The sequence below is a fragment of the Vibrio sp. OPT18 genome (genome assembly GCF_015163615.1).
In the GTDB taxonomy this organism is placed as follows: domain Bacteria; phylum Pseudomonadota; class Gammaproteobacteria; order Enterobacterales; family Vibrionaceae; genus Vibrio; species Vibrio coralliirubri.
This window is the reverse complement of record NZ_JADDYK010000081.1, coordinates 24,845-45,761: the sequence shown is the minus strand read 5'-3', so window position 1 is coordinate 45,761 and position 20,917 is coordinate 24,845. Positions and strand designations below refer to the sequence as shown.

Here is a 20,917-nt window from a genome sequence, read left to right as displayed (position 1 = left end):
CTACCTCTTCAATGCAGACTTTAGTTGTTCAATGGTTTGATACTCGACTGTGTAGCCAAAGTAACCCGGACCCGCGACTTCGATGCCTTTGTCAGTCAGCCATTTTGGGTCGCAAGGGTAGGCGATAAGGTCAATGCGCTGCCCGTAACGAAGTTGTTCGGTTGTGATTGGCTTACCCGTTTCATGATCCAAGATCGAAATAAGATCCGGTGTTGATGCCAGTAAGTTATCTTGGCTCATGTCGGCGCGGCTTGTGCCTTTGTGCGCGAGAAGTAATTCGTTTTGGAACTGCACAAACACGTTATCGACGCCGGTATCCTCAAACTGAGCCAGCTTTTCAATTACGACACCACCTGTTGCAAAGCCACCATCGGTTTCACGTTGAATATCAACAATCTTGCCACTGATGATGGTATGGCCGCCGACAATGTCTAACACGGCCTGTGTGCCACTCTGATTGTTGTCGTTCGCCAGTCTAATCGCTTCACCAATCTTCATTGCTTGAGTTAGTGTTGCAGGCAGTGCGCTGCGTTTTAGGTTCTTACCGTTCATTGGGTAATCGCACATTGCTGCAGAGCCGCCCATCTGCTCGGTAATTGGCCTCGCAAACTTTTCAGACCAAATACCGTCAATTGGGTAAAGCGTGACGACATTGCCACGCTCATCGGCCAATGTGTTCGGTGCGGAAGGGAGACCATCAAGAAAGAAGGTCACCATCTGAGCTTCTGGGAACGCACGTCCCATCGCATCACAATCGATCACAGGGATGTTCTTTTGTGCTGCAACGAGAATTGGAATCAGCGAATTAAAACCGCCCACTTCGATAGGAAACGTTGCCGCCACTTCAGTGCCGAGCGCTTTTTCCATCGCTTCGAAAGCAATCAACATTTGATCTTTCGAATTAAGTTTCTCTACTGCGACGGTTGGTGCGCCAATCATTGAAGAGGGCACTGTCATCCAATCGTCTTGCACGTCTTCTAAAGGAATCATGCGTACAGGGTGCTTTGCCGTTGCAATGGCTACTTTCGCCATCAAGGCACCGCTGTATGGGTCACCGCCGCCGCCAGTACCTAATACCGTCGCACCAAGCGCGATATCATCAATCATTTGTTCAGTAATAATCACAATTACTATTCCTTATCACTTGAAGGAGAAAGCTTCATTAGGGCGAGGTAAATCACACCAGCGGCAAGAATGCCGTCTAACGCCGAGATGCTGGTGAACGAAAACAGGTTGAAAAACTCTGGTGCGGTACAAGCGCTGAATGCAGTACCAAATGCCCAAGAAGCCAAGCCTTTAAACATCCAAGCAGGAACTTGTTGGATGTTCTCAAAGCTCATTTTTGTCGAATCTAAAAAATAATATTGAACGATGTAGACACCCGCAGCAGGCGCAATGGTTACGCTAAGTAGCATTAAGAAGTCGGTAAACTTGTTCACCATGCCGAGTTGAGCAATGCCAATACCGACGATGGTCATGATCACAACCAGAACAGGGCGCGGAATCTTCGGTAGAACCATCGACATGCATAAGCCGCCAGAGGTCAGGTTGCTACTGTTGGTGGTCCATTGAGCAAACACCAGCACGATGATAGCTGCCATGCCTAAACCTAAGGTGAAGAAGACCTCAACTAGGTCGTCGGTGCCGGTCATTTTGGTTAGGATCAACGCGATAAGAATGATGGCACTGTTGCCGACTAGGAAACCGATACCCGCTCCTAGAATCGCATCACGACGTGTTTTGGCGTAGCGAGCAATATCAGGCGCGGCAACCGCAGCCAAAATCCAGATAGACATAACAAAAGAGATGGCTTGGCCAAGCGTCAAAGGATTTTCAATCGATGGCGCTGCGCCACCTTGATAATCAGCAGCCATAAACAAACCTATGGTAATCAGCGTCACCATTAATGGAACAGAATAGGTACTGAGTTTGCCTAAAGCACGAACGCCATAGATAGCCGTCATCATCATTAACACACTGCCGCCAATAAGAGCGGTGAGGTGAGAAATTATGATGTCGTATTTCGCCAGTGCATCGACCATGATGAAAGCGAAGAAATCAGCCTGGAATGCGAACCAGCCAACTAATGAGATGCCGTTGATGAAGCCAAGGATTTTACCGCCGTTACGACCAAATACCGCGCTGCTCACCAGCGGAGTAGAGACGCCGGCTTGAAAGCCAATGTTGGCACACAGCATAGCGATGATCGCCAATAAGCCTGAACCAATAAACGTGGCAAGCAGTGCGTCTTCAAAACCAATACCGCTGCTTAGAATCGAGCCGAGAAACAATCCCGAAATATCGATGCCGATAGCCAACCAAATAAGGCTGATAACCCACCAAGATCGTTTGGCCTTCTCGGGTACGGGTTCCAATTCGAAGTCATCTATCTTTTTGTGGCTGTGTGTTGCTTCGGGTTTATTCACGTAAGCTTCTGCCGCCATAGTGCCATCCATGCATTGTTATTCCATAAGTGTGAATAAAGCATACTGATGTATTTATTGTTAATAAATGAATATAATCAGATGTAAACATAACAAAAAACAAATGTGAGTGGCAAAGTGAATTCAAACAATAAGTTAGATAAAAGAGACCTGCGAAGATTAGAGCTTTTTTGTGAAATTGTTGAGCAAGGAGGCATCAATCAGGCGGTCGCAAGCACCGGGATTAGCCAACCTGTGCTCAGCAATCAGCTTATTGCCTTGGAAAAAAGCTTAGAATTAACATTATGCCAACGTGGAAGAAGGGGTTTTAAGCTGACTCACGAAGGTGAGCAAGTGTATAAATATGCGAACCAATTGAAATCAACCTTAACCGACTTCGCTTATAAGTTACGAGGTGTACAGACAGAACTCTCTGGGCATGTGCGAATTGGATGTTTGGATAACACCGTCACTTTGCCCTATAACCCACTTCCCAAAGCGATCGAGACGTTTTACCAACGCAGTAACAGTGTTGAGGTGAGTGTTGATGTTGGCGATTTCACCCAGTTGAATGAGAAGCTAGCAAAGAACCAGATTGATATGATGATAGTGGTTCTAGGGTCACATCAAAAATCAGCGTTTCAACATAAATACCCACTGTTTGAAGAGCACAGTTATCTGTATGCGCGTAAGGATCTGGCAGAGAAGATCATGGACAAGGATTTCTCATTGGATGGCTGTCGCATCAACATGGGCGGCTATGCTAAAGATGAGATGTTCCGATTGCTGAATATTGAGCAGTACGATTCCGTAAAGCCTTTTGATGGTTGGCATGTTGAGTCGGGTGTGATTCTAACCTTGGCGGGTACACACCTGAGTTTTTTGCCTTCTCACTTAATCGACCGTGGCCATTATGACCAAGCTTTGATTCCGCTTCAGCCCGAAAAGTGGAGTCTTAAAAGCCAGTTTTACGTGGTGCTTAAGCAGCCTGTGGATTCCCTTTCCCCCGCCGCGCGAGCGTTTTTTGATGAGCTACACCAACCGGAAGCATCGGATTCAATATAGAGAACTCGTCGCTTCTCAATAGCACTTAAGATACTTTCCCATATACAAAAAAATCCTCTGCCAAGACAGAGGATTTTTGCTTTTATGCTTTATGAGTGAAAACTAACGGTTCTCGAAGCGGTTGTAATCCAACAAGCCAAACTCGATCGGTTGGTCTTGTTGATACCAACGATGCACGCGATCACTGAATGGCCAGAATTCGCTAGAACTGCGTCGTACTGCAAACTTGTCTAGCAGCGCCACGTAGTCCTCTTCTGTGTTTAAGTTTTGCAGCGTTTTCACTAGCGCAGGAATTTCGTTCTCGGTTAATGATAGGTAAGCCGCAGGGTAGCTACCGACAACGCCTCTTACGAGGGTTAGGTCATCATTGGCGTAATCGCGGTTACCTTCTTCATTAAACAAGCTAGAAATGTTGCTGTGCGCGTTATTGTGAATCATGGTGAACAGCTGCTCTTCGCCGTTTTCGCCTTCAATCATGATCATCACTAATTGAGGTACATGACGCAGGCCTTCTCCCTTAATCAAATTCACTTGATTAAGCAGTGCTTCATTCTTTCTACCAAAACCTGTTTCAACAATCTCAAAACGATTATCGAGAACAGGTGCGAGCTTATCTTTGATCATATTAAGCAGTTCACGCTTCGGATCGGCCGTTTTGTAAACCACGCTGGTCGGCTGATCAAAAGGTGCTATGTTTCGCTGCAAGTAGTCACTCAGTTGTGCGCTTTGGTTCTGGTACCAGCTAGAGTGTTCAATGTGGCGGACGTCTTTAGGAAGAAGGGTTAAGAAGTTACTCTCACCTTCAAGACGCAAGAAGTCCATGAACATGCGTGTAATCAGCTGGTGGCCAAAGTTACCGTAAACATCGAAGCCTGCAACGAGAAGATAATGAATACGCTCTAGAAGAGCATAATCAAGAATCCACGCAGTCTTAGGTTGCGTGCCAACTAACCCTTGTACAACAGAGGCGCTATCGAAGTGCCTAAAGACGGTGAGAGCAGCATTCGGGTTGGTGCCATCGCCATCCCAAATGATGCCAGTGTCTAGGTTTACGCCACTCTCGAACCATTGGTTGGTGAAGTCTGATTTCGCGTTTAGGTATCGCGCTTGTTGCTTCGCGTATCTTACCCAGTTGGTCACAGGTACGGTGTTACTTTTTAGCTCGCTAGGCAGCTTTAAGTTTTTCTTTTGGCTCGCATAGAAGGCGTTAATTTCCGGAACATCGGCTTTCTCTGGGTCGATGAAGAAAACCCAAAAACGGTCGTTAATAACGTTCAAGGCAAGTTGACCACGACACACAGGTCCTTTGATATAGGCCATGATGGTGTTTTGCGCGTTATCCAACATGAAGTTGAAGCGCGAGTTTACTGGCAGCGCTTCAAATGATGTCATTGGGTTTGCAGAAACATCAATATCGTAACTAGGAAGTTGTTTTACGGTGTAATTAACGTCGACAAACCAGGTATTCCACTTTTGTAGACGCTCTTTATTAAGTGCGAAAGGCATGTGCGTTTTGTCGACGATGGTGCCTTGCTCTGGAATCAGACGGTAGTAAACACGGTCTACTTTTGGATCGTCATAAGGGCGACGAGTCGTGATGCGTTGTACCGCTTCACCTGGTGGTGTTGCAGAGCGAACAACAGTGAAGAAACGCGTTGGTTGCGCTAAATCAGAAAAATAGACGTGAGATAAAAACAGGTGCTCGTAGATGTAACGTGCTGAAAGTTGGCTCTTATTGTCACTCTTGTTTAAAAAGCTTTCGTAGACATTAACGAGCTCTTGTTCTGCATCATTCAGCGGAATGTGGTCGTTCATTAACGCGCCATTTTCCAACCAACTCATTAAAGTCGCATATTCGGTTTTATCTAAGTTCGGCATCCCATAAGGCATCCCCCAGGTTGGGTAATCTCTCTCGTATTGAGCATACTCTTCAATCGTTGGGCACTGTTGGTCGCGATCGATTGAAAAGTCGAAACCTTCAAGCTGGGTTTGATCGGGCAGAGGGTGATTTTCTTTCTGGATCAACATACGAGAAACAAGACCAGCATCGAGGTTAGCTGTTGAGTTCTGCATACGCTCATTGAGGACAGGATGAAAATCCGCATCGCGCCACTCTTGTGTGGTTAACGCATCTTCAAACAAGCGAGTAGGGGCTGATGCGGTTAAGCGGGTGCCTTGATAAACGAGTGCCTTGCTCGCGCCTCGGTCTATACCTTCCACTGAAGACATTTTGAGTTGGCAAGGGGCATCATAACAAGCGTGACAAACCACACATCGGTTATCAATGATGGGCTTTACTTCGTCAATGAAGTGCTGTGCTTGAGCCGAAAGAATAGGTGCTTGGCGATCGCGTACTTGTTGTTCACCAAACAGTTCGTCGAAGTTTAAACCCGCGTAGACGGCACAACCTGAGAAGACGCTAACAAAAGCTAAAATGAAGAGTTTTTTCAAATTCATACGTATTTAAATATTAGGCATTTTCTATAATTATATCGAAAATGATTGAAAATGCTCATGTTCTAACAATTTTGTAGACAAGATCTTGATGGGACGAGTAACTTGTCGATGCGCGTCACTCGCTCGTGATCAGAAATTGGAGTTTAGACCTAGCTAGATTTAAGCCCCAAGAGCTAAGATTCACTGATTGACGTAACAAACAGAGAAGGGGACAGACAATCGCTCGAACTCTTTGATCCAGCGCCACTGGTTGTCTTGCAGTTTATCGCCAGGGCCTTTGACTTCAATCCAGTGAAAATCATCGCCCTTGAATGCAATCAAATCCGGCATCCCAGTTCTAAATAGCTTTAAATCACTCAATATCACTTTGAAGAGATCGATAACTAAAGCATTTGGAATCGAAGCCAAGCTGTGTTCGATGAGTGCTTTAGGGAAATGATTCCAATGAACAAAGGGGTTCGCGATACCTTGCTTTTCATCGTAAGTATTGAGCAAATGGTTCAGCCCATGTTTGGATATCGTCTGAAACACGGCTTCAACCTGTTCGGCTCGCTTGTCTACGAAATCTGAATGGTACAGATCCAATGGTCGATGTTGGTATCGATTGATAAAGGCGCCTTCAACGTCTGCGAAAATGACATCCCAGAAAGCCAAACCAAACAAGCCACACAGAAAACTGTTTTCAGAAAAGTAGACATCCCAACCTTGGTTCTCATAATGCTGCTTCACCGCAAGCTCGACTCGTGTTTGGCTGAGGTCTAATTCCAGTTTTAACTCTTTGCAACTCGGCTTTATGGTTCGTGAAACTTTGTGCCCCTGTTTCCGCAGTAGCCGGTCTTCAAGCTTAATCGCGACTTCCAACTCTGACACATCCGATGTAGCAGCTTTCATTTGCGTGACAATGTCACACATTAAGTCTAGCGTACCTTGTTTATCATAGATGCGCGCAAGTCGCTCTCTGCTCGGAGGAAGTGTCGATTGCCTGAACCAAAAGATAGCTTGGTCGTTTAGGTTTAACCTTTCTAGATCGCGAGCAATATCATTGATCAAACGCGATCGTTTTCTGGCAATGCTTCTGTGTTCTGATTCTTCAGGAATCGAATTTAAAAGCAGTTCCAGAAACTCGCCATCTTTGCGGTCACCTTCTGAATACAAGCGTTGAATATCGCGCATCTGGAGTAATTGATTGAGTTGATCTCTAGAAGTGAAGAAGCGGCGCTGCTTGCTTAATGGGTAGTTCTCAAAGGTATTGAGCCCAAGGTCGCTTAACACGAACTGGCTTAAGTCTTGATACGTGTTAGCAAAGAACAGTAACAGCAATACATCGATAACTTGAGCTTCGACGACGTAAATACAGTCAAAAGTTAGGTTTTGAAATTGAGCAAAAGGTTGCTGATCAAGTCGTAACAACAGCTCGTCTTTCTTGGCAGTTCTGTGGCTCTTAAGGGCGGGGAATACATTCAACAGCTCTGGTTTGGTGAGCAAGTGCAACCCGAGCTCGACCTCACTAATGGCGAGGTCATGCTGTTCTTCGGGATGACTCAACCCAATGAAGCCTGAGGTGCTTAGCTCTTGTAGTGCGGTATTCAAATCATGGATTTCAATATAGTTGAGTTTATCGCTGCGAAACCAACGGCCTTTACGAGAAAGCAAACGAACCATTAAGCATTGGCTTGAAACAGAAAGACGTTTGTATGCGGACAACCAACGATATTCATCATCACTCAGAAGATCGGGGTAGAGCGTTTGAGCGTGTTCAACCAGTCGATTGAAGTTGTCGAGATAATAAATAGGGGAGAGCTGAAGAGTGGTTTCGGTCGTCAATGGAGAAGTCGCTTGATACAAAAAGAGCCTAACCCTAAGGTTAAGCTCTTCAGTAACAAATTCAATCTTTTCTGTTGATTAAGCTTGTGATGCTTTTAGTTCAGCAACTTTAGCTTCAGAGATTGGCTTAGTGATGATTGCAAGAACAATACACACTGCCATCATAACGGCAGATATTGTGTAAGCTAGGCCGTAACCTTCGCCGTTTGACATTGAGAAGCCAACAACTGCTGCACCGATAGCGCCGCCGATACCCCATGCCGTGTAAAGCACGCCGTAGTTAGTACCGTAGTTTTTCAGGCCGTAGAACTCAGCAGTTAGTGTTGGGAATACTGCTAGAAGCGTACCGTAACCAACAGCTGCGATAGCCGTACCAATGATTAGCGTGAATTCAGAGTTGAACGTAGCGAATAGAGCCATGTTCGCGCCTTGAAGGATGAACGCTAGAAGTAGAGTACGTACACCACCGATTTTATCTGCAAGCATACCCGCAGCAACACGGCCGCCTGAGTTGAATACTGCAAGGATAGACGCTAGGTAAACTGCGTTTGGCAGGTTAGCTTGAACGCTAGCAATCGTAGTGATGTTACCGATGATCATTAGACCAACAGATGCAGCGAATGCGTACATGATCCATAGAGAGTAGAACTGAGGAGTCTTCAGCATTACTTTCCAAGTTAGGTCTTCAGTCTTCTTAACCGCTTTAGGAGCTTGGCCTGCTTTTACTTTAGGCTCAGCTGGCGTGTAATCCGCTGGTGGGTTGTTGATTGTTGCTGCTAGAGGTACTGCGATTGCAAGTACACCAACACCAAGAATCATAAAGCTAGTTTGGATACCCATGCTGTCGATTAGCGCAGAAGTTACTGGTGCTAGGTAGATAGCCGCAAGACCGAAGCCTGCTGCAATAAGACCGTTAACCATACCTTTCTTAGAAGAATGGAACCATTTCATTGCTGATGGAGAAAGACATGCGTAACCGAAGCCGATACCAGCACCTGTCATAATACCGAACGTGATGTTCAGCATCATAGGCGTTGTAGCGAAACCAGAAGCAATCATGCCTAGACCTGTAAGCGCTGTACCTAGGATAAGGATCTTACGTGGACCCATACGGTCTTGTAGGATGCCCGCAACAAGAAGACAAACAGAGAATGTGATAGTTGCAATAGCGTAAGGAGAAGATGCTTCAGCAGCACTCCAACCAGCTTCAGTTACTAGCGCTTTGTTAAATACACTCCAAGCATACAGGATGCCAAGACAAAGGTTGATACAGAAGCCTGCTAGCAGGATACGTGTTGCTTTATCAATCTTGCTCATTTTTATTCTCAGTTTTGTCATCGGTTAGTGGAGAGCCACTTAACTAAAGACGGGTTATTGTGATTGTTTCTTCAAAATTAGTTTGCGTTTATCAACAGATAGCGCAAAAGAGCGCGGATTATAACCAATAAAAATGTGATTGGAATCTCTTTTTCCATTTTCGGTAAATTAAATTCAGTTTGTTAATGAGTTGTTTTTTATTGGTTTTTAAAATGTATTCAACACCTTTCTGTTTTGTTCTTTTTCGCTCTGTTTTCTTATTATTTCAGGGATTTTGAGGTGATGGTTTTTGAATAGACACGTATTCCGTGCGGATATCACAGAGTTACAAATAATTTTAATTAATTTCCAAGGTTAAATTTGTGTAACAAAATAAATCGAAATAGCGCTTTGTTCATATGAGACAAGGAGTAACGGAGTTTTATCAAAAACAGTATGTTACGCAATTGTTAAGGGTGCTTTTTGTTAGCACCTTTGCTTACATTTTGTTCGATTGGAGGGGTTGTGTTGTCCGTAAAAAGTGGGAAAATAGTACGCAAACTGAGATTCCAAATTTGAAAGGATGCGTTTCCAACTTATGGTGAGGCGAGTATTATGAAACTGTTTTTAATTTTATTGATGTCAATTTCTGGTGGTGTAGCGGCAGCTGACCATATTCACTCTTTCCTATTCGGCTTCTATGTTGCGGCTCTAGCAGTTGGTAGTTGCTACTGGCTTGCATTCCGCAGTACGCGTTTCCCACAGTTGGCATTAGTGCTATTGATGTGTGGCTTTTTTGCGAAAATTGCAGTGACTGTTATCGGTGTTTCTTGGGGTATCTCGAACGATATCATTCAATCGCCGTTCATTTTCTCATTGTCATACCTGTTCTTCTTAGTGGTTGTGTCTTACGTTTGGTTTGCATACCGCGATAAATTGACGCTAAAACAACGCGCTAAGAAGGTAGAAGAGTCTCGCAAACAAGCGGCAGCGTAATTCGATTTGATTCTTAAAAAGCCTTCTTCGGAAGGCTTTTTTGATCCTGCCTACCTGAACCCTATTAATTGGTTATGACGGCAGATAAAAGAACCCCCAGCATGGTGACATGCTGGGGGTTCTTGTTATTTATCTATTATCTAGCAGTTACCATCTACTAAAGGCAACTCTGAAGCTGTGTTACTTCTTCATCATCTTAGCGAGATCGGCGAACGGGTTGTGTGTCGCTGACTGATGATCATCTAAACTCGCTTTTGCATCCACACCATAACGCTCATGGTCAGTGTATTTTGAATGCTCATGATCGTGACAGTACAGGCACAGTAGCTCCCAGTTGCTCCCATCTTCAGGGTTGTTTGTATGGTCGTGATCCACGTGGTGAACGGTAAGCTCTCGGAGGTTTGAGTAAACAAATTCACGCGCACATTTACCACAAACCCAAGGGTACAGTTTTAGTGCTTTTTCGCGGTAGCCTTTCTCTTGGCGAGCATACGCTGCACTCGAACCTGTGAAATCAGAAGACATTGCCAAATCCTTATCAATTGTAATATCCCGATTTTATCACAGCTTTCTTGAAGCTGTCGGTATGTCGTTCGTAAAATCATTGCTAAATGATGCAGTGGACTTATCGATATTAGATTGAAGTTTGAATACAGACTTACCTTCTACACACCAACGCTTAAGCGGGTTATGTCTTTCTGGAATAAGCCATGCTTAACAGTTTGAAAATAAATCGTATTCAGGGGTTTTAACCGCTGGCATGTGACCTAATATCAGTTTGTGAGACCCTATATTAATAAGGAAATATCATGTCAGAACAATACACTCCGCCAAAAGTTTGGGTTAACGATACTGCTGGTGGTAACAAGTGGGCAAACATCAATAGTCCTGAATCTGGAGCTCGCTTTGATAAAGAGCTTCCTGTTGGTGACCATGCTTTTCAATTGTATTCTCTTGGCACACCTAACGGTCAAAAAGTCACTATTTTGCTGGAAGAGTTGTTAGCGGCGGGTGTCAAAGAAGCTGAATATGATGCGTACTTGATCAACATCGGTGAGGCTGATCAGTTCTCTTCTGGCTTTGTTGGAGTGAATCCAAACTCCAAAATACCAGCACTTGTCGACAAGTCTGGTGACGAAGACGTTAATGTTTTCGAATCGGCATCTATCTTGATGCACTTAGCTGAAAAATTTGGTCACTTCTTACCAAAAGAGGGGGCAGCAAGAACACAAACCATTAACTGGTTGTTCTGGGCACAAGGTTCTGCGCCATTCCTAGGTGGTGGTTTTGGTCATTTCTACGCTTACGCGGATGAAAAGCAAGAGTACCCAATTAACCGCTTTGCGATGGAAGCTAAGCGTCAGCTAGATGTGTTAGACAAACAGTTAGCAAATAATGAATTTGTGGCGGGTGAGGAGCTAAGCATCGCTGATATCGCGATTTGGCCGTGGTATGGCAACCTTGTGCTAGGCAAAATTTACGATGCAGCCGAGTTCCTACAAGTTGAGTCTTACACCAACGTTGTGCGCTGGGCGAAGCAACTAGAAGCGCGCGAAGGCTTCCAACGCGGCCGAGTGGTTAACCGTTCATTTGGCGAAGAGTGGGAGCAAGTACCAGAGCGCCATTCTGCAGAAGACATTGACCGAGTTTTAAAGCTTAAGCCTTAGAATATTCTTCTTAAATCATCTAATTCGAAACAAAAAATGCCATACTCAATTAAGTATGGCATTTTTTATTGATGTCATTTAACTGATTAGTTAATCCTGAAAACCAATGGAATTAACTTTCAAAGCATATTGAATAACCACGAAATTAGTATGTAGCATCTGAAGCTGCCATTGATTAATGTTAGTTGTGTTAATAATTAGCCCGATAATGTTGCGCAAAGTCACGTAGAATTTTATTTTTTTGCATTTTTTAAGATACAATTTGTCAGCTTAAAGTAAAAATAACACTATAAAATCAAGGCTTGGTTCAATTTTTAATTGAATTAATGGATGCATCAATTAGGGACTTGGAATTATGTCAGTTGCAGAAATGGAAGCGCCACGTACTGTCCGTGAACTTCAAATGATTTTTAAAAATGGCTATGAAAAGAAAGTTACTTCAGAAAATCGTATATCTGAATGTAATAAGGGGTTTAGAAAGATAAAAGATAACAGCAAGTCATCTGTTAACCATGTTCAGGCACTTCAATCTACCGCACTGCGCGATCAAATCAATGATATTGAAGGGGTTGCTCAACGTCCTCAAACTTTAGATGACCCCAAGTTGATTGAGCTTAAAGAGTCACTGAATACGTTATTTTATCAATACGATGACCTTGAATTAAGCTCGTTGAAAGTATCAAACTTAGAATCACTTCCTAAATACCCTAAAAACATTTTACTCAATGATGAGCAATTTTTGTCTTTGTCCAAGGAAGACGACCAAGTTGTAGAATACTTCAAAGAAACAGCAGGGCCATTAAAATCGGCACATAGACAACGAGTCATACTTGGCGAAGAAATCGAGAAAGAGACCTTAAGAGTTGTTAGAAAACGCCGATTTATTCGTAATTCATTTATTATGTTAATTGTTAGTGTGGGTGGTGGATTATTTGCACTACGAGAAAGTAATCCACAAATGTTTGAACATTACTTAAACCTTGTCAAAGGCTTGCTTAACTAACCTAGGTATACATAGAAAAACATGAATAAATTAATCCAAAAATTGACAAGAAATAAGATAAAGTACACTTTTGAGCAAGCTGAGCTGTACTCAAAAATCGAATTCAATATTAATGCGCACGCAAAAGTAAATGACCAACTGTTACAGCGCGCTGAATCGGTACTCTCTGACGAAGTGATGTTACAGCGTCAACAACTAGAAGATGCTAAAGCAACGATTAAACAAGCGGCTTCCTGGTTATCGCCGGTTGACCAACCAGATCTTACTAAACATCCGTGGCAAGCTTTCCCGTTTAATACACAATACATTCCTAATGAACTGGTTATTGGTTATCAAACGTTAGAAATTGATAACGAACAGGTTCAAGTTCCTGTAACTGTTCCTTTCATGTCCGGTGATGACGCCTATTATTTTGAATCTAAGACAGAGACTTTAGATAAAACACAAGCAGCATTGCATAACATTATTATGCGTCTGAGTGTTATGCTGCCTTATGGTGCTCAGTTTTGCTTGCTTGATCCTGCAAAGATGGGTGAAAACTTCCCATACATTAAACAATTGCCTTTTAAGCGCCCACTTAGTAACGATGTTGCTCGTACTTTGGAAGATGTGCTTGATGATATTAAACGTATCAAACAAAACTACTTGGACAACCGTACACGTAGGTTGATCGATGTTGATGTAGAAATCCGCGGCAGCGAGAAGTTTGAATTTGTAGTAGCGTCTAACTTCCCTAAAGGGTACGACCGTCGATCTATAGAGTTGTTAGCTCAAATTGCTAATACTGGTGCTGTTGCCGGTAAATACGTCATTCTCCAATGTAACAAGGATATCGAATTACCTAATGGAGCATCGATGGACTTGTTCGAGTCACTGAAAAACATTGAATTGAACGATCACCATATTAAAGCTATCCCGCATTTAAAAACACATATCGTGGGTTCTGACTCTATCAATGATGATGTTATCAATATAATTCTAGATGGTGTTGCAAAAGCTAAACCAAAAGAAAATAAGCTTGAATTTACCGATGTAACAGACATTGACCCGAGTCAATGGTGGCAAGGTGAAGCTGGGCATGAAATTAGAGTGGCTATTGGGGGCACGGGCGCGAAAAAAGATGACCTAGAGTTATGGTTTGGTGAAAGTAACGGTCGTCAGATTTGTGCTCATGGTATGTTAGGTGCAATGACGGGGGCTGGTAAATCTAATCTTTATCATGCATTCATTATGGGCTTGGCTTGTCGTTACAGCCCTGAAGAACTGCAACTGTACCTGATTGATGGTAAGCAAGGGGTTGAGTTCAAATGTTACCCTACTTTACCTCATGCGAAAGTTGTTTCTCTTAATACTTCTCCAGACCTTTCTCGCAGCGTTTTGAGTGAACTTGTTGATGAGATGGTGCGCCGAAATGAACTGTTTAAACGCTTAGGTTTTGAAAATCTACGAGATTATCGTCGTAGCAACTCACCTGAAGGAAAGTTACCAAGATTGCTTCTTGTTGTTGATGAGTACCAGACTCTTTTTGAAGACGACAGAGATGGCCTAGGTTCAGACCTCATGGAGAAACTTGCGACTCAAGGACGTAGTGCAGGCATTCATATGCTAGTCGGCTCCCAGCGTTTTGGTGCATCAGGCATGCAAAATCAACAAAGCATCTTCGGTAATATTCACCTTCGAATTGGTATGCAAATGAGTGAGGCCGATGTTACGGCATTGCAAGAATTCGGCCCTAACGGTAAGCGTTTGCTTAGAGCTTGTAAAGAAGCGGGACAAGTCGTTATTAACGACTCTGCAGCGAATGATGAGAAAAACCGTGCTGGTCGCGTAACCTATCTATCAGATGAATTACGAGTTCAGTTAATCGATCAGCTGTCTGAAAAGTGGCAAAACCAGAATGGCTTAGTTAATCCTCACCATGCCATCTTACTTGACGGTTCAGGTCAGCCAAGTTTAAGCGAAAACCCTCAATTTGAAACTCTGTTTAATGAATATCATCAACGTCCAACGGCTTCCGAGTGGGCTGAATTTGCTAATCGCCCAGAGTATATGCAAGGGATTGGTGAAAGTGAGTGGTATTCAGTAGAGAAACCTGCTTGTTTCTGGTTAGGGCGTGAAATGAACATTCACGGTCAGGCTAATATTATCATTCGTCGACGAACAAATGAGCATTTGCTGTTTGTAGGTGAATCAAACGAGGCTCGTTCCGGAATGTTGAGTTACTGGATGGGGCAGTTACCTATAAATCATTCAGAAAACGATTTTAAATTGTACCTGTTAGAGCGGGCTATCAAAGGGTCCCCTTGGCATGGAATTATGAACCGCGCTCTTGACGTTTGTGGTGAAGACAATGTCCACTACCGTGAAAACGTGCCAGATTTTGCAGTAGACCTTGAACAAATTAAAGCTGAATTTGAAGAACGTAAGTCGATGGATGAAGAGCAAATGCTTGCACAACCATCTATCTATATCGTCGTGAATGAGGCACAGCGTGCGACTGAGCTACAGAAGCAATCAGGTCGTTATGGTGTCAAAGAACATGGTGATTTAGGTGCAATCGTAGCGGAACTGCTTGAGCAGGGCTCGGAGTATGGCATCCATATTGTAATGAGTTTCGACAATGTACGCGCCGTAACAAAAGTATTCGATCGCCGTGATATAGCCTTATTCAAGCATAAGATTGCGTTGCAAATGTCAGAAGATGATAGCTTCGCCGTTATAAAATCACGTCATGCCGCATTGTTGCAACAGGCTTCGAAAGTGCCTGTTTACGCTTTGTACGCCAATGCATCTCAAAACTATCCAGTGAAATTCAAGCCGTATTGCTACCGCGACGTAGATGACCATGTAAGTGAGTTGTCATTGCTAAATAACTATCTGAATCAATGGAAGTAATCACGTGTCACTGAGCGATTTAGAACAGAATTTACAACAGTTTGTGATGCAATTGGACAACTTCTCAGAAACTGTCCGGAGATGTGGGCAAGAACTAGCTGATCCAATGGAAGAGGCAACGTCACAGTTGCCTCCGGATAAGGCTAATTCCTATCGTTCTCTATCTGCAGAGCTTGATGTTGTTACGAATAACCTCACTCATACGTTAATCCCAGGCCTGAAATCAGGTTTGGAGTATCGCATGCATGTATTGAGGACATACCTTCATGAATAGTCCGTCACTTGCAGTCCTAGAAACCTTAGATACGCGTTCTCAACGCAGCCTAAAAAACTTGGAGCAAGCTTATCATGAGCTGCGAACGAGCTGGACAGTGTTGCAAGAGAGTTATCAAGGCCAAGGTGCTGAAGAAGCTGATATGCAGTTTCAAATACTTGCAGGTCAAGTTTTAGAATACCAACAGGTATTGGAGAAATTGATGATGCAATGTTCGAGAGACACTTCTGAATTAAAAGAGAGAGGAGATGCGCATGCAACCTAAGTGGTTAATTGCACAGCTAGAAGAGTATGCGTTTCTATCCCAATCTCTCGGTTCGTTAACGGATGAAGTTCGTAAAGTTCTTATGATCACAGAGGCTTACGGTCTTGAACACAGTAATCGTTTGGACAATGACGTCCATCGTTTCGGAACGCTCTATGAACAACTGATGAATGATCATAGAGAACGTTGGGATGATCACCATCGCCGCTATCGTTCAACTCTATCTACGTTAGGTGAGCGAGAAGAAGAGCTAGCTCAAGCTGAAACGTCGCTAAGCCAATCTCAAACGCATCAATCTTATTGGCAGAATCAACTTGCTTTGGCTAACGCATGGGAAGACCGAGCTATATCACGCGTTAGGTCTGCCGAAGCAGAACTTCAAAATGCTGAACAAGAAGTCGCTTGGGCGGAGAGCGACTATTCATCGGCTAGATCAGCTTATGATATCGCTCGAGCACAGAGAATACGTGTTCACGTGGGCAGAGACTCTAAAGGCAATGATGTTTATGAATATCGTCAAAACCCAGCTCATGCCGAACGGGCGGCTATGGATAGAGCTTATAGCAGGTTGCAATCTGCTAGAGCTGCAGAAGCCAGTGCGAGGCGAGAACTACAAAGCGCGAGATTGGAATTACAGAAAGCTCAACGACAAGTTACAGGAAGTCAGCACGCTGTTTCTGACATGAATGTAGCCGTTCGACATTCTTTTTCTTCACTATCAAATGCTGAAGATTCCAAATCCAATACGCTCAATGCCAAATACGTACTTGAACGTGAGAGGCTGATATTGGAGCAAATGGATGAAGTACTTAAAGCTATCGAGGACTGTGTCTATAGTCAGTTAAGCTGTCAAAGAGAGTTACAGCAATGTAGCAATGTAGCCTTAATGACTCTGAGAAACAATGAGCAAGTTCAGGATGAGTTGGCTTATGAATTCTATAAGGTTCGATACGCGTTATATAACAAAATAAACCTGTTGACGGTGTTCGATGCACCAGTCTTTTTGGGATAACTATGCAGCCTACATTTGATACTGCGTTTTACCAACGCACACACATGGATTTAGAAGACGAATTGTTAAAGCTTGCTTTATCTGTCCAGTATTTTAACGAGCAAACACAAGAGCTTTCAGCAATATGGTCGGATGATGCGGGTCGTAGAATAAGGCAGATCCATATGCTACCAATGCTTGAACAGGCTAAACAATTTGAATGCATATCGACTCAGTACCTAGAAACAAGTGAAGAGAGGCTACGTCATTTCAATGAGATGAAAAAGCTCATTGGAGAATATGCTGGTTACCATTCTCGTTTGGAAGATAAGAGAGAGGAGTGCTTAGAGGATAAGGAAGAATATCAGAGGGTCACTTCTATTAGTGAACGCCAACGCGATAAGAGTTTGGAGTTTGCATCTAAGTGTAACAGCTCTCGCCGGAGAGCGGATAGCCATATATCACCATTGTAGTGGTTAATAGAATATGTCAAAAAGCTTATTAAACTCAGGTTGGAAGTTAGGAAAACTAAATGGATAAAAGGACAAAAACCCTAAGTTTAACAGTTTGCGTATCCATGGCTTTAGGGACTTCAGGCTGTGCAAGTACAACGAATACTGTTTTAGGGTGCGCTTGGGGAGCTGCGGTAGGTACTGTCGGTGGGCTTATCGCCGGAAAGGGCGATCTTAAATATGCAGCAGTCGGTGCCGCAGCTGGTTTGATCGTAGGTTGTGGCGTTGGTTACTACATGGATCAACGTGAGGAAGAGCTAGCTAAACAAGCGGAGGCAAACGGTTTTAAACCTGAGTTCGAGCGCCTGCAAATGAGTGACGGTAAGCCAACCTTTAGTGTTGATGCAGAAGAAGACGTGATTGCTTCACAAGTCGCGTTAACGACAGATAAGCCGATGTTTCGATCTGGAGCTTCACAAATCTCTGATCCGAAGATTCGCACGCAGCTTGATTCTTTCTTAGCGCAATATGTGAAGACGCTGGACCGTAAATCAAAAGTATACGTTGTAGGTCATACCGATAGCTCTGGCTCTGCATCGATGAACCAACGTTTGTCTGAAAAGCGAGCTTACTATATTGCCCAACGTTTGAATCAATTAGGGTTGGAGAAAAATCGTATTTTCTATGAAGGGGTGGGTGAAAACCAACCAATAGCACCCAACGAATCAGCAGAAGGTCGTTCGAAAAACCGTCGCTTTGAGCTCGTGGATGTATTTGTTGATGATGTAGCGAAAAGTGCTGCGTCTTTGGAGCAAGTTTTACAGGTTTCGAAAAGTAAAAAACAGCGTATTGAAAATGTAATGACGCCAGAAGCGCTTGCATATAAAGCTAAACAAAAAGAAATTGCTGTGGCTAAAGATAAGGCGGAAAAAGAGGGAACAAATGTCCCTAAGCCAAAGCCAGTAGTGGCTAATAAAACAAAACAAAGCATTGCAAAAGCACCGGTTAAAAAAACCAATGTTAAAGATCAAAATGCGTTGAACCTTTATGGGCAGCCTCTTGATGGAGGGGCTTCGGGTAGGCTGATTTCATCACGTCTCGGTAATTATATTGACGATTCTTTGAGCTTATTTCCTAAAGCTTATGCGGCTGATAATTCCATGATTCAGTCTTGTGGTTTTTCCGAACCTAAAGCGGAGTCTACGATAAAGTCGTTAGGTAATGTTAACTACCAACCTGCAATTGGAGAAGGTTTACCGACATTGTTTGGTAATTATTGGTATGGCAAAGCGACATCGCCGACTGGCGCCAATGAGACCATGGTGGTTCTTGGTCCGGTCTTTATTGCGAAAGAGACCTTTGAAGCGGCCAAGCACCCTGAAATTATGTTCACTAAGGACTATAAGTCTAGCTCTCAAAAGCCTAACTATAGCTACCAGAATACCGTAGAAACTTATCGAGGTGACGATACGGTGCTTTATCGTATCTATCCGACATCGAGTAAAGCGAAGTTTGAATGTGCTGACGTGATATTTAATTCGAAAGGCAGTTTAAATACCGAGCATGCAGAAATAATTTATAACTCGAAGGGAACAACATTCTCTCGTGTAATGGAACTCAAAACGATCATTTAGTGGATACAGAACAAATGGATATGACTCAGTTTTTCATGGCTAATTGGAAATTCCTACTCAGCTTAACAATCTCAACCTTTATGGTTGCACTAGTATGGAACAAATATAGATACGAAATAGGCTTATTTTGGATTGGGTTTCGTCAGCGCTTCCCACTTCTTGGTAAGGTTGCAAGGCTTTCAAAAAGCGATCGTATTGCTGACTCAGTTTGGTTTCATTCTGAAAAGCAAATTTGTCAAGATTGGAAAAGTATTTACTCAAAAAGCGATAAAAACAAAGGTTATTATCGTAAGTGTAAAGAGTACTTAGAGATGGTTGGAGAGTCAGATCGTAAGCCCTTAACAGTGTTTATGATGGTTCTTCTATTCAGTGTGTTGGTAATCGAAGCATTTGGTTTTGCTTATACGTTATCTGGTTTTCTAGATATGTCAGCGAGTGAAAATGTTCGTAAATATATGGCCTACGGTGTGTCAATTATGTTTGCGGTACTATTGGAACTGTTCACTCACCAAATGGGGCATCAGATTTACCGTAATAAGGTTATCGATAGTATTCGTCAACAGTGGCAAGATGATAAGCGCTCTAAGTCATTAGTTGTTCGTCGTGATGTGGGTGTAGGTTCAGTCGAAGATCCATCAGACTTAAAAGAGCCGGGTTATATCAAGCAATTAAATCGCCTTAAAATCGGCAAAGCACATAAACAGTACCATTGGGTGATTGCTACCGTTGCTTTGATCGCAATTATTGCTATGTCGATTTCTTATGTTCGTTATCAGTCTCAAATTGTTGCTACAACAGATTCTACTTTGTGCTCTCCGGCTGGCTCAGGTTCTGATATGCCACAGTTTGGTGCAAGCAATGTTGATGCGCTATACGACGATGTACCGCAAATTGTTACTCAAAAGAATACTGAAGCGGTTAATCAAGGTAAAAGTGAAATTTGTCAGGCAACTGAAGATGGCTCAATCATGACCATCTGGACGTTAGGCGTGATGTTCTGTGGCCTACAAGTATTCGCAACGTGGGCTGCAATTACGCGAGGTTTTGTTGGTGGGCATTCAGAAGATTGTTACCACGTTATTAAAGATTTCCAAACGGAAGATGATTACTTAGATTACCTTGCTTCAAAACGCGAAGCGGTGGATGTACAAGCACAAAAGTCACTTACTAAACTTCAGCAAATTATGGCACATCGTATGAATGAAATAAGTCATACCGATGAAGTGAACACATTGCTTGAAAATTCCGGTCAACGTACTTTCCTAGCGTATATTCAGCTTGAGTATTTAATAGAAAAGCGTAATGAGATCAACAAGGAACAGATAGATCGCGATGTGGAACTAGACCAAGCTAAATCTAATGCTGATCAAGAGAAGTTGTTGAGTGATGTAGAAGCTCTTAAACAAGAAAACGAATTGAGTGCTCAGATTAAGCAAACAGAAATTAAACAAAAGTCGAACCAAGCGATGTTAGATAGACTTGCGAAGTTTGACGCGCTGCGTGCTGCTGAGGCTGCACAGAGTGAGACGCCTGAAGAGTATGCAGAGCGCAAAATTAAAGAGCTTGAAGCTGAACATGGCTCTCAGTTTGATGATGCACAACGTCAGTTCCTTCGAGAGGATTACATGCAGGAGGCACTTGGCAATGCGTAAGCTCTTAAGGTTCCTAATCGTTA

The 20,917-nt window shown here is 43.2% G+C and carries 16 protein-coding genes; 10 read left to right on the top strand and 6 right to left on the bottom strand.

What is annotated here, in order from left to right; all coding sequences use genetic code 11:
• Together IQQ51_RS21060 and IQQ51_RS21055 are read right to left on the bottom strand one after the other, a co-directional pair.
• Positions 1-1,125 carry a DUF917 domain-containing protein gene (locus tag IQQ51_RS21060; protein ID WP_193842042.1) on the bottom strand — a complete coding sequence of 375 codons (1,125 nt, stop codon included), beginning with the start codon at positions 1,123-1,125 and terminating at the stop codon, positions 1-3.
• Between the two features lie 5 nt (positions 1,126-1,130).
• Positions 1,131-2,456 carry a cytosine permease gene (locus IQQ51_RS21055; protein WP_193842041.1) on the bottom strand — a complete coding sequence of 442 codons (1,326 nt, stop codon included), beginning with the start codon at positions 2,454-2,456 and terminating at the stop codon, positions 1,131-1,133.
• A gap of 93 nt (positions 2,457-2,549) precedes the next feature.
• Here IQQ51_RS21055 and IQQ51_RS21050 point away from each other — a divergent pair, with 93 nt between their 5' ends.
• Complete coding sequence (locus tag IQQ51_RS21050; protein WP_102446759.1) at positions 2,550-3,488, top strand: LysR family transcriptional regulator; 939 nt, start codon at positions 2,550-2,552, stop codon at positions 3,486-3,488.
• Between the two features lie 102 nt (positions 3,489-3,590).
• Here IQQ51_RS21050 and IQQ51_RS21045 read toward each other — a convergent pair whose 3' ends face one another.
• The 3 genes from IQQ51_RS21045 to IQQ51_RS21035 form a co-directional block, all read right to left on the bottom strand.
• Positions 3,591-5,945: a fatty acid cis/trans isomerase gene (locus tag IQQ51_RS21045; protein ID WP_193842040.1), complete on the bottom strand. Its 2,355-nt coding sequence runs from the start codon at positions 5,943-5,945 to the stop codon at positions 3,591-3,593.
• A 180-nt stretch (positions 5,946-6,125) separates the two neighbouring features.
• Positions 6,126-7,790 carry a VRR-NUC domain-containing protein gene (locus IQQ51_RS21040; protein ID WP_193842039.1) on the bottom strand — a complete coding sequence of 555 codons (1,665 nt, stop codon included), beginning with the start codon at positions 7,788-7,790 and terminating at the stop codon, positions 6,126-6,128.
• A 57-nt stretch (positions 7,791-7,847) separates the two neighbouring features.
• Positions 7,848-9,086 carry an OFA family MFS transporter gene (locus tag IQQ51_RS21035; RefSeq protein ID WP_019825796.1) on the bottom strand — a complete coding sequence of 413 codons (1,239 nt, stop codon included), beginning with the start codon at positions 9,084-9,086 and terminating at the stop codon, positions 7,848-7,850.
• A 594-nt stretch (positions 9,087-9,680) separates the two neighbouring features.
• On the opposite strand from IQQ51_RS21035, the gene IQQ51_RS21030 reads away from it, so the two are divergent.
• Positions 9,681-10,061, top strand: coding sequence for a hypothetical protein (locus IQQ51_RS21030; RefSeq protein WP_017064770.1), 381 nt, complete (start codon positions 9,681-9,683; stop codon positions 10,059-10,061).
• Between the two features lie 180 nt (positions 10,062-10,241).
• On the opposite strand, the gene IQQ51_RS21025 is transcribed toward IQQ51_RS21030, so the two are convergent.
• The gene (locus tag IQQ51_RS21025) at positions 10,242-10,586 is read right to left on the bottom strand and encodes a YajD family HNH nuclease (protein WP_017060876.1); all 345 of its coding nucleotides are present in this window, start codon (positions 10,584-10,586) and stop codon (positions 10,242-10,244) included.
• A 284-nt stretch (positions 10,587-10,870) separates the two neighbouring features.
• Here IQQ51_RS21025 and yghU point away from each other — a divergent pair, with 284 nt between their 5' ends.
• From yghU to IQQ51_RS20985, 8 genes are all read left to right on the top strand, one after another.
• Positions 10,871-11,728 carry a glutathione-dependent disulfide-bond oxidoreductase gene (yghU, locus tag IQQ51_RS21020; protein ID WP_193842038.1) on the top strand — a complete coding sequence of 286 codons (858 nt, stop codon included), beginning with the start codon at positions 10,871-10,873 and terminating at the stop codon, positions 11,726-11,728.
• Positions 11,729-12,083: 355 nt separating this feature from the next.
• Positions 12,084-12,731: a hypothetical protein gene (locus IQQ51_RS21015; RefSeq protein ID WP_193842037.1), complete on the top strand. Its 648-nt coding sequence runs from the start codon at positions 12,084-12,086 to the stop codon at positions 12,729-12,731.
• Between the two features lie 21 nt (positions 12,732-12,752).
• Positions 12,753-15,626: an FtsK/SpoIIIE domain-containing protein gene (locus tag IQQ51_RS21010; RefSeq protein WP_193842036.1), complete on the top strand. Its 2,874-nt coding sequence runs from the start codon at positions 12,753-12,755 to the stop codon at positions 15,624-15,626.
• Between the two features lie 266 nt (positions 15,627-15,892).
• Complete coding sequence (locus IQQ51_RS21005) at positions 15,893-16,165, top strand: hypothetical protein (protein ID WP_193842035.1); 273 nt, start codon at positions 15,893-15,895, stop codon at positions 16,163-16,165.
• On the top strand, positions 16,155-17,177 hold the full coding sequence (locus IQQ51_RS21000; RefSeq protein ID WP_193842034.1) for a hypothetical protein: 1,023 nt from the start codon (positions 16,155-16,157) through the stop codon (positions 17,175-17,177). Before IQQ51_RS21005 ends, IQQ51_RS21000 begins: the two co-directional genes overlap by 11 nt.
• A 44-nt stretch (positions 17,178-17,221) precedes the next feature.
• Positions 17,222-17,629, top strand: coding sequence for a hypothetical protein (locus IQQ51_RS20995; protein WP_193842033.1), 408 nt, complete (start codon positions 17,222-17,224; stop codon positions 17,627-17,629).
• Between the two features lie 59 nt (positions 17,630-17,688).
• A complete protein-coding gene (locus tag IQQ51_RS20990) occupies positions 17,689-19,242 on the top strand; it encodes an OmpA family protein (protein WP_193842032.1) in 1,554 nt (517 codons plus the stop codon).
• Positions 19,242-20,894 carry a hypothetical protein gene (locus tag IQQ51_RS20985; RefSeq protein ID WP_193842031.1) on the top strand — a complete coding sequence of 551 codons (1,653 nt, stop codon included), beginning with the start codon at positions 19,242-19,244 and terminating at the stop codon, positions 20,892-20,894. The genes IQQ51_RS20990 and IQQ51_RS20985 overlap by 1 nt, the downstream gene beginning before the upstream one ends.
• The last annotated feature ends 23 nt before the right edge of the window (positions 20,895-20,917 follow it).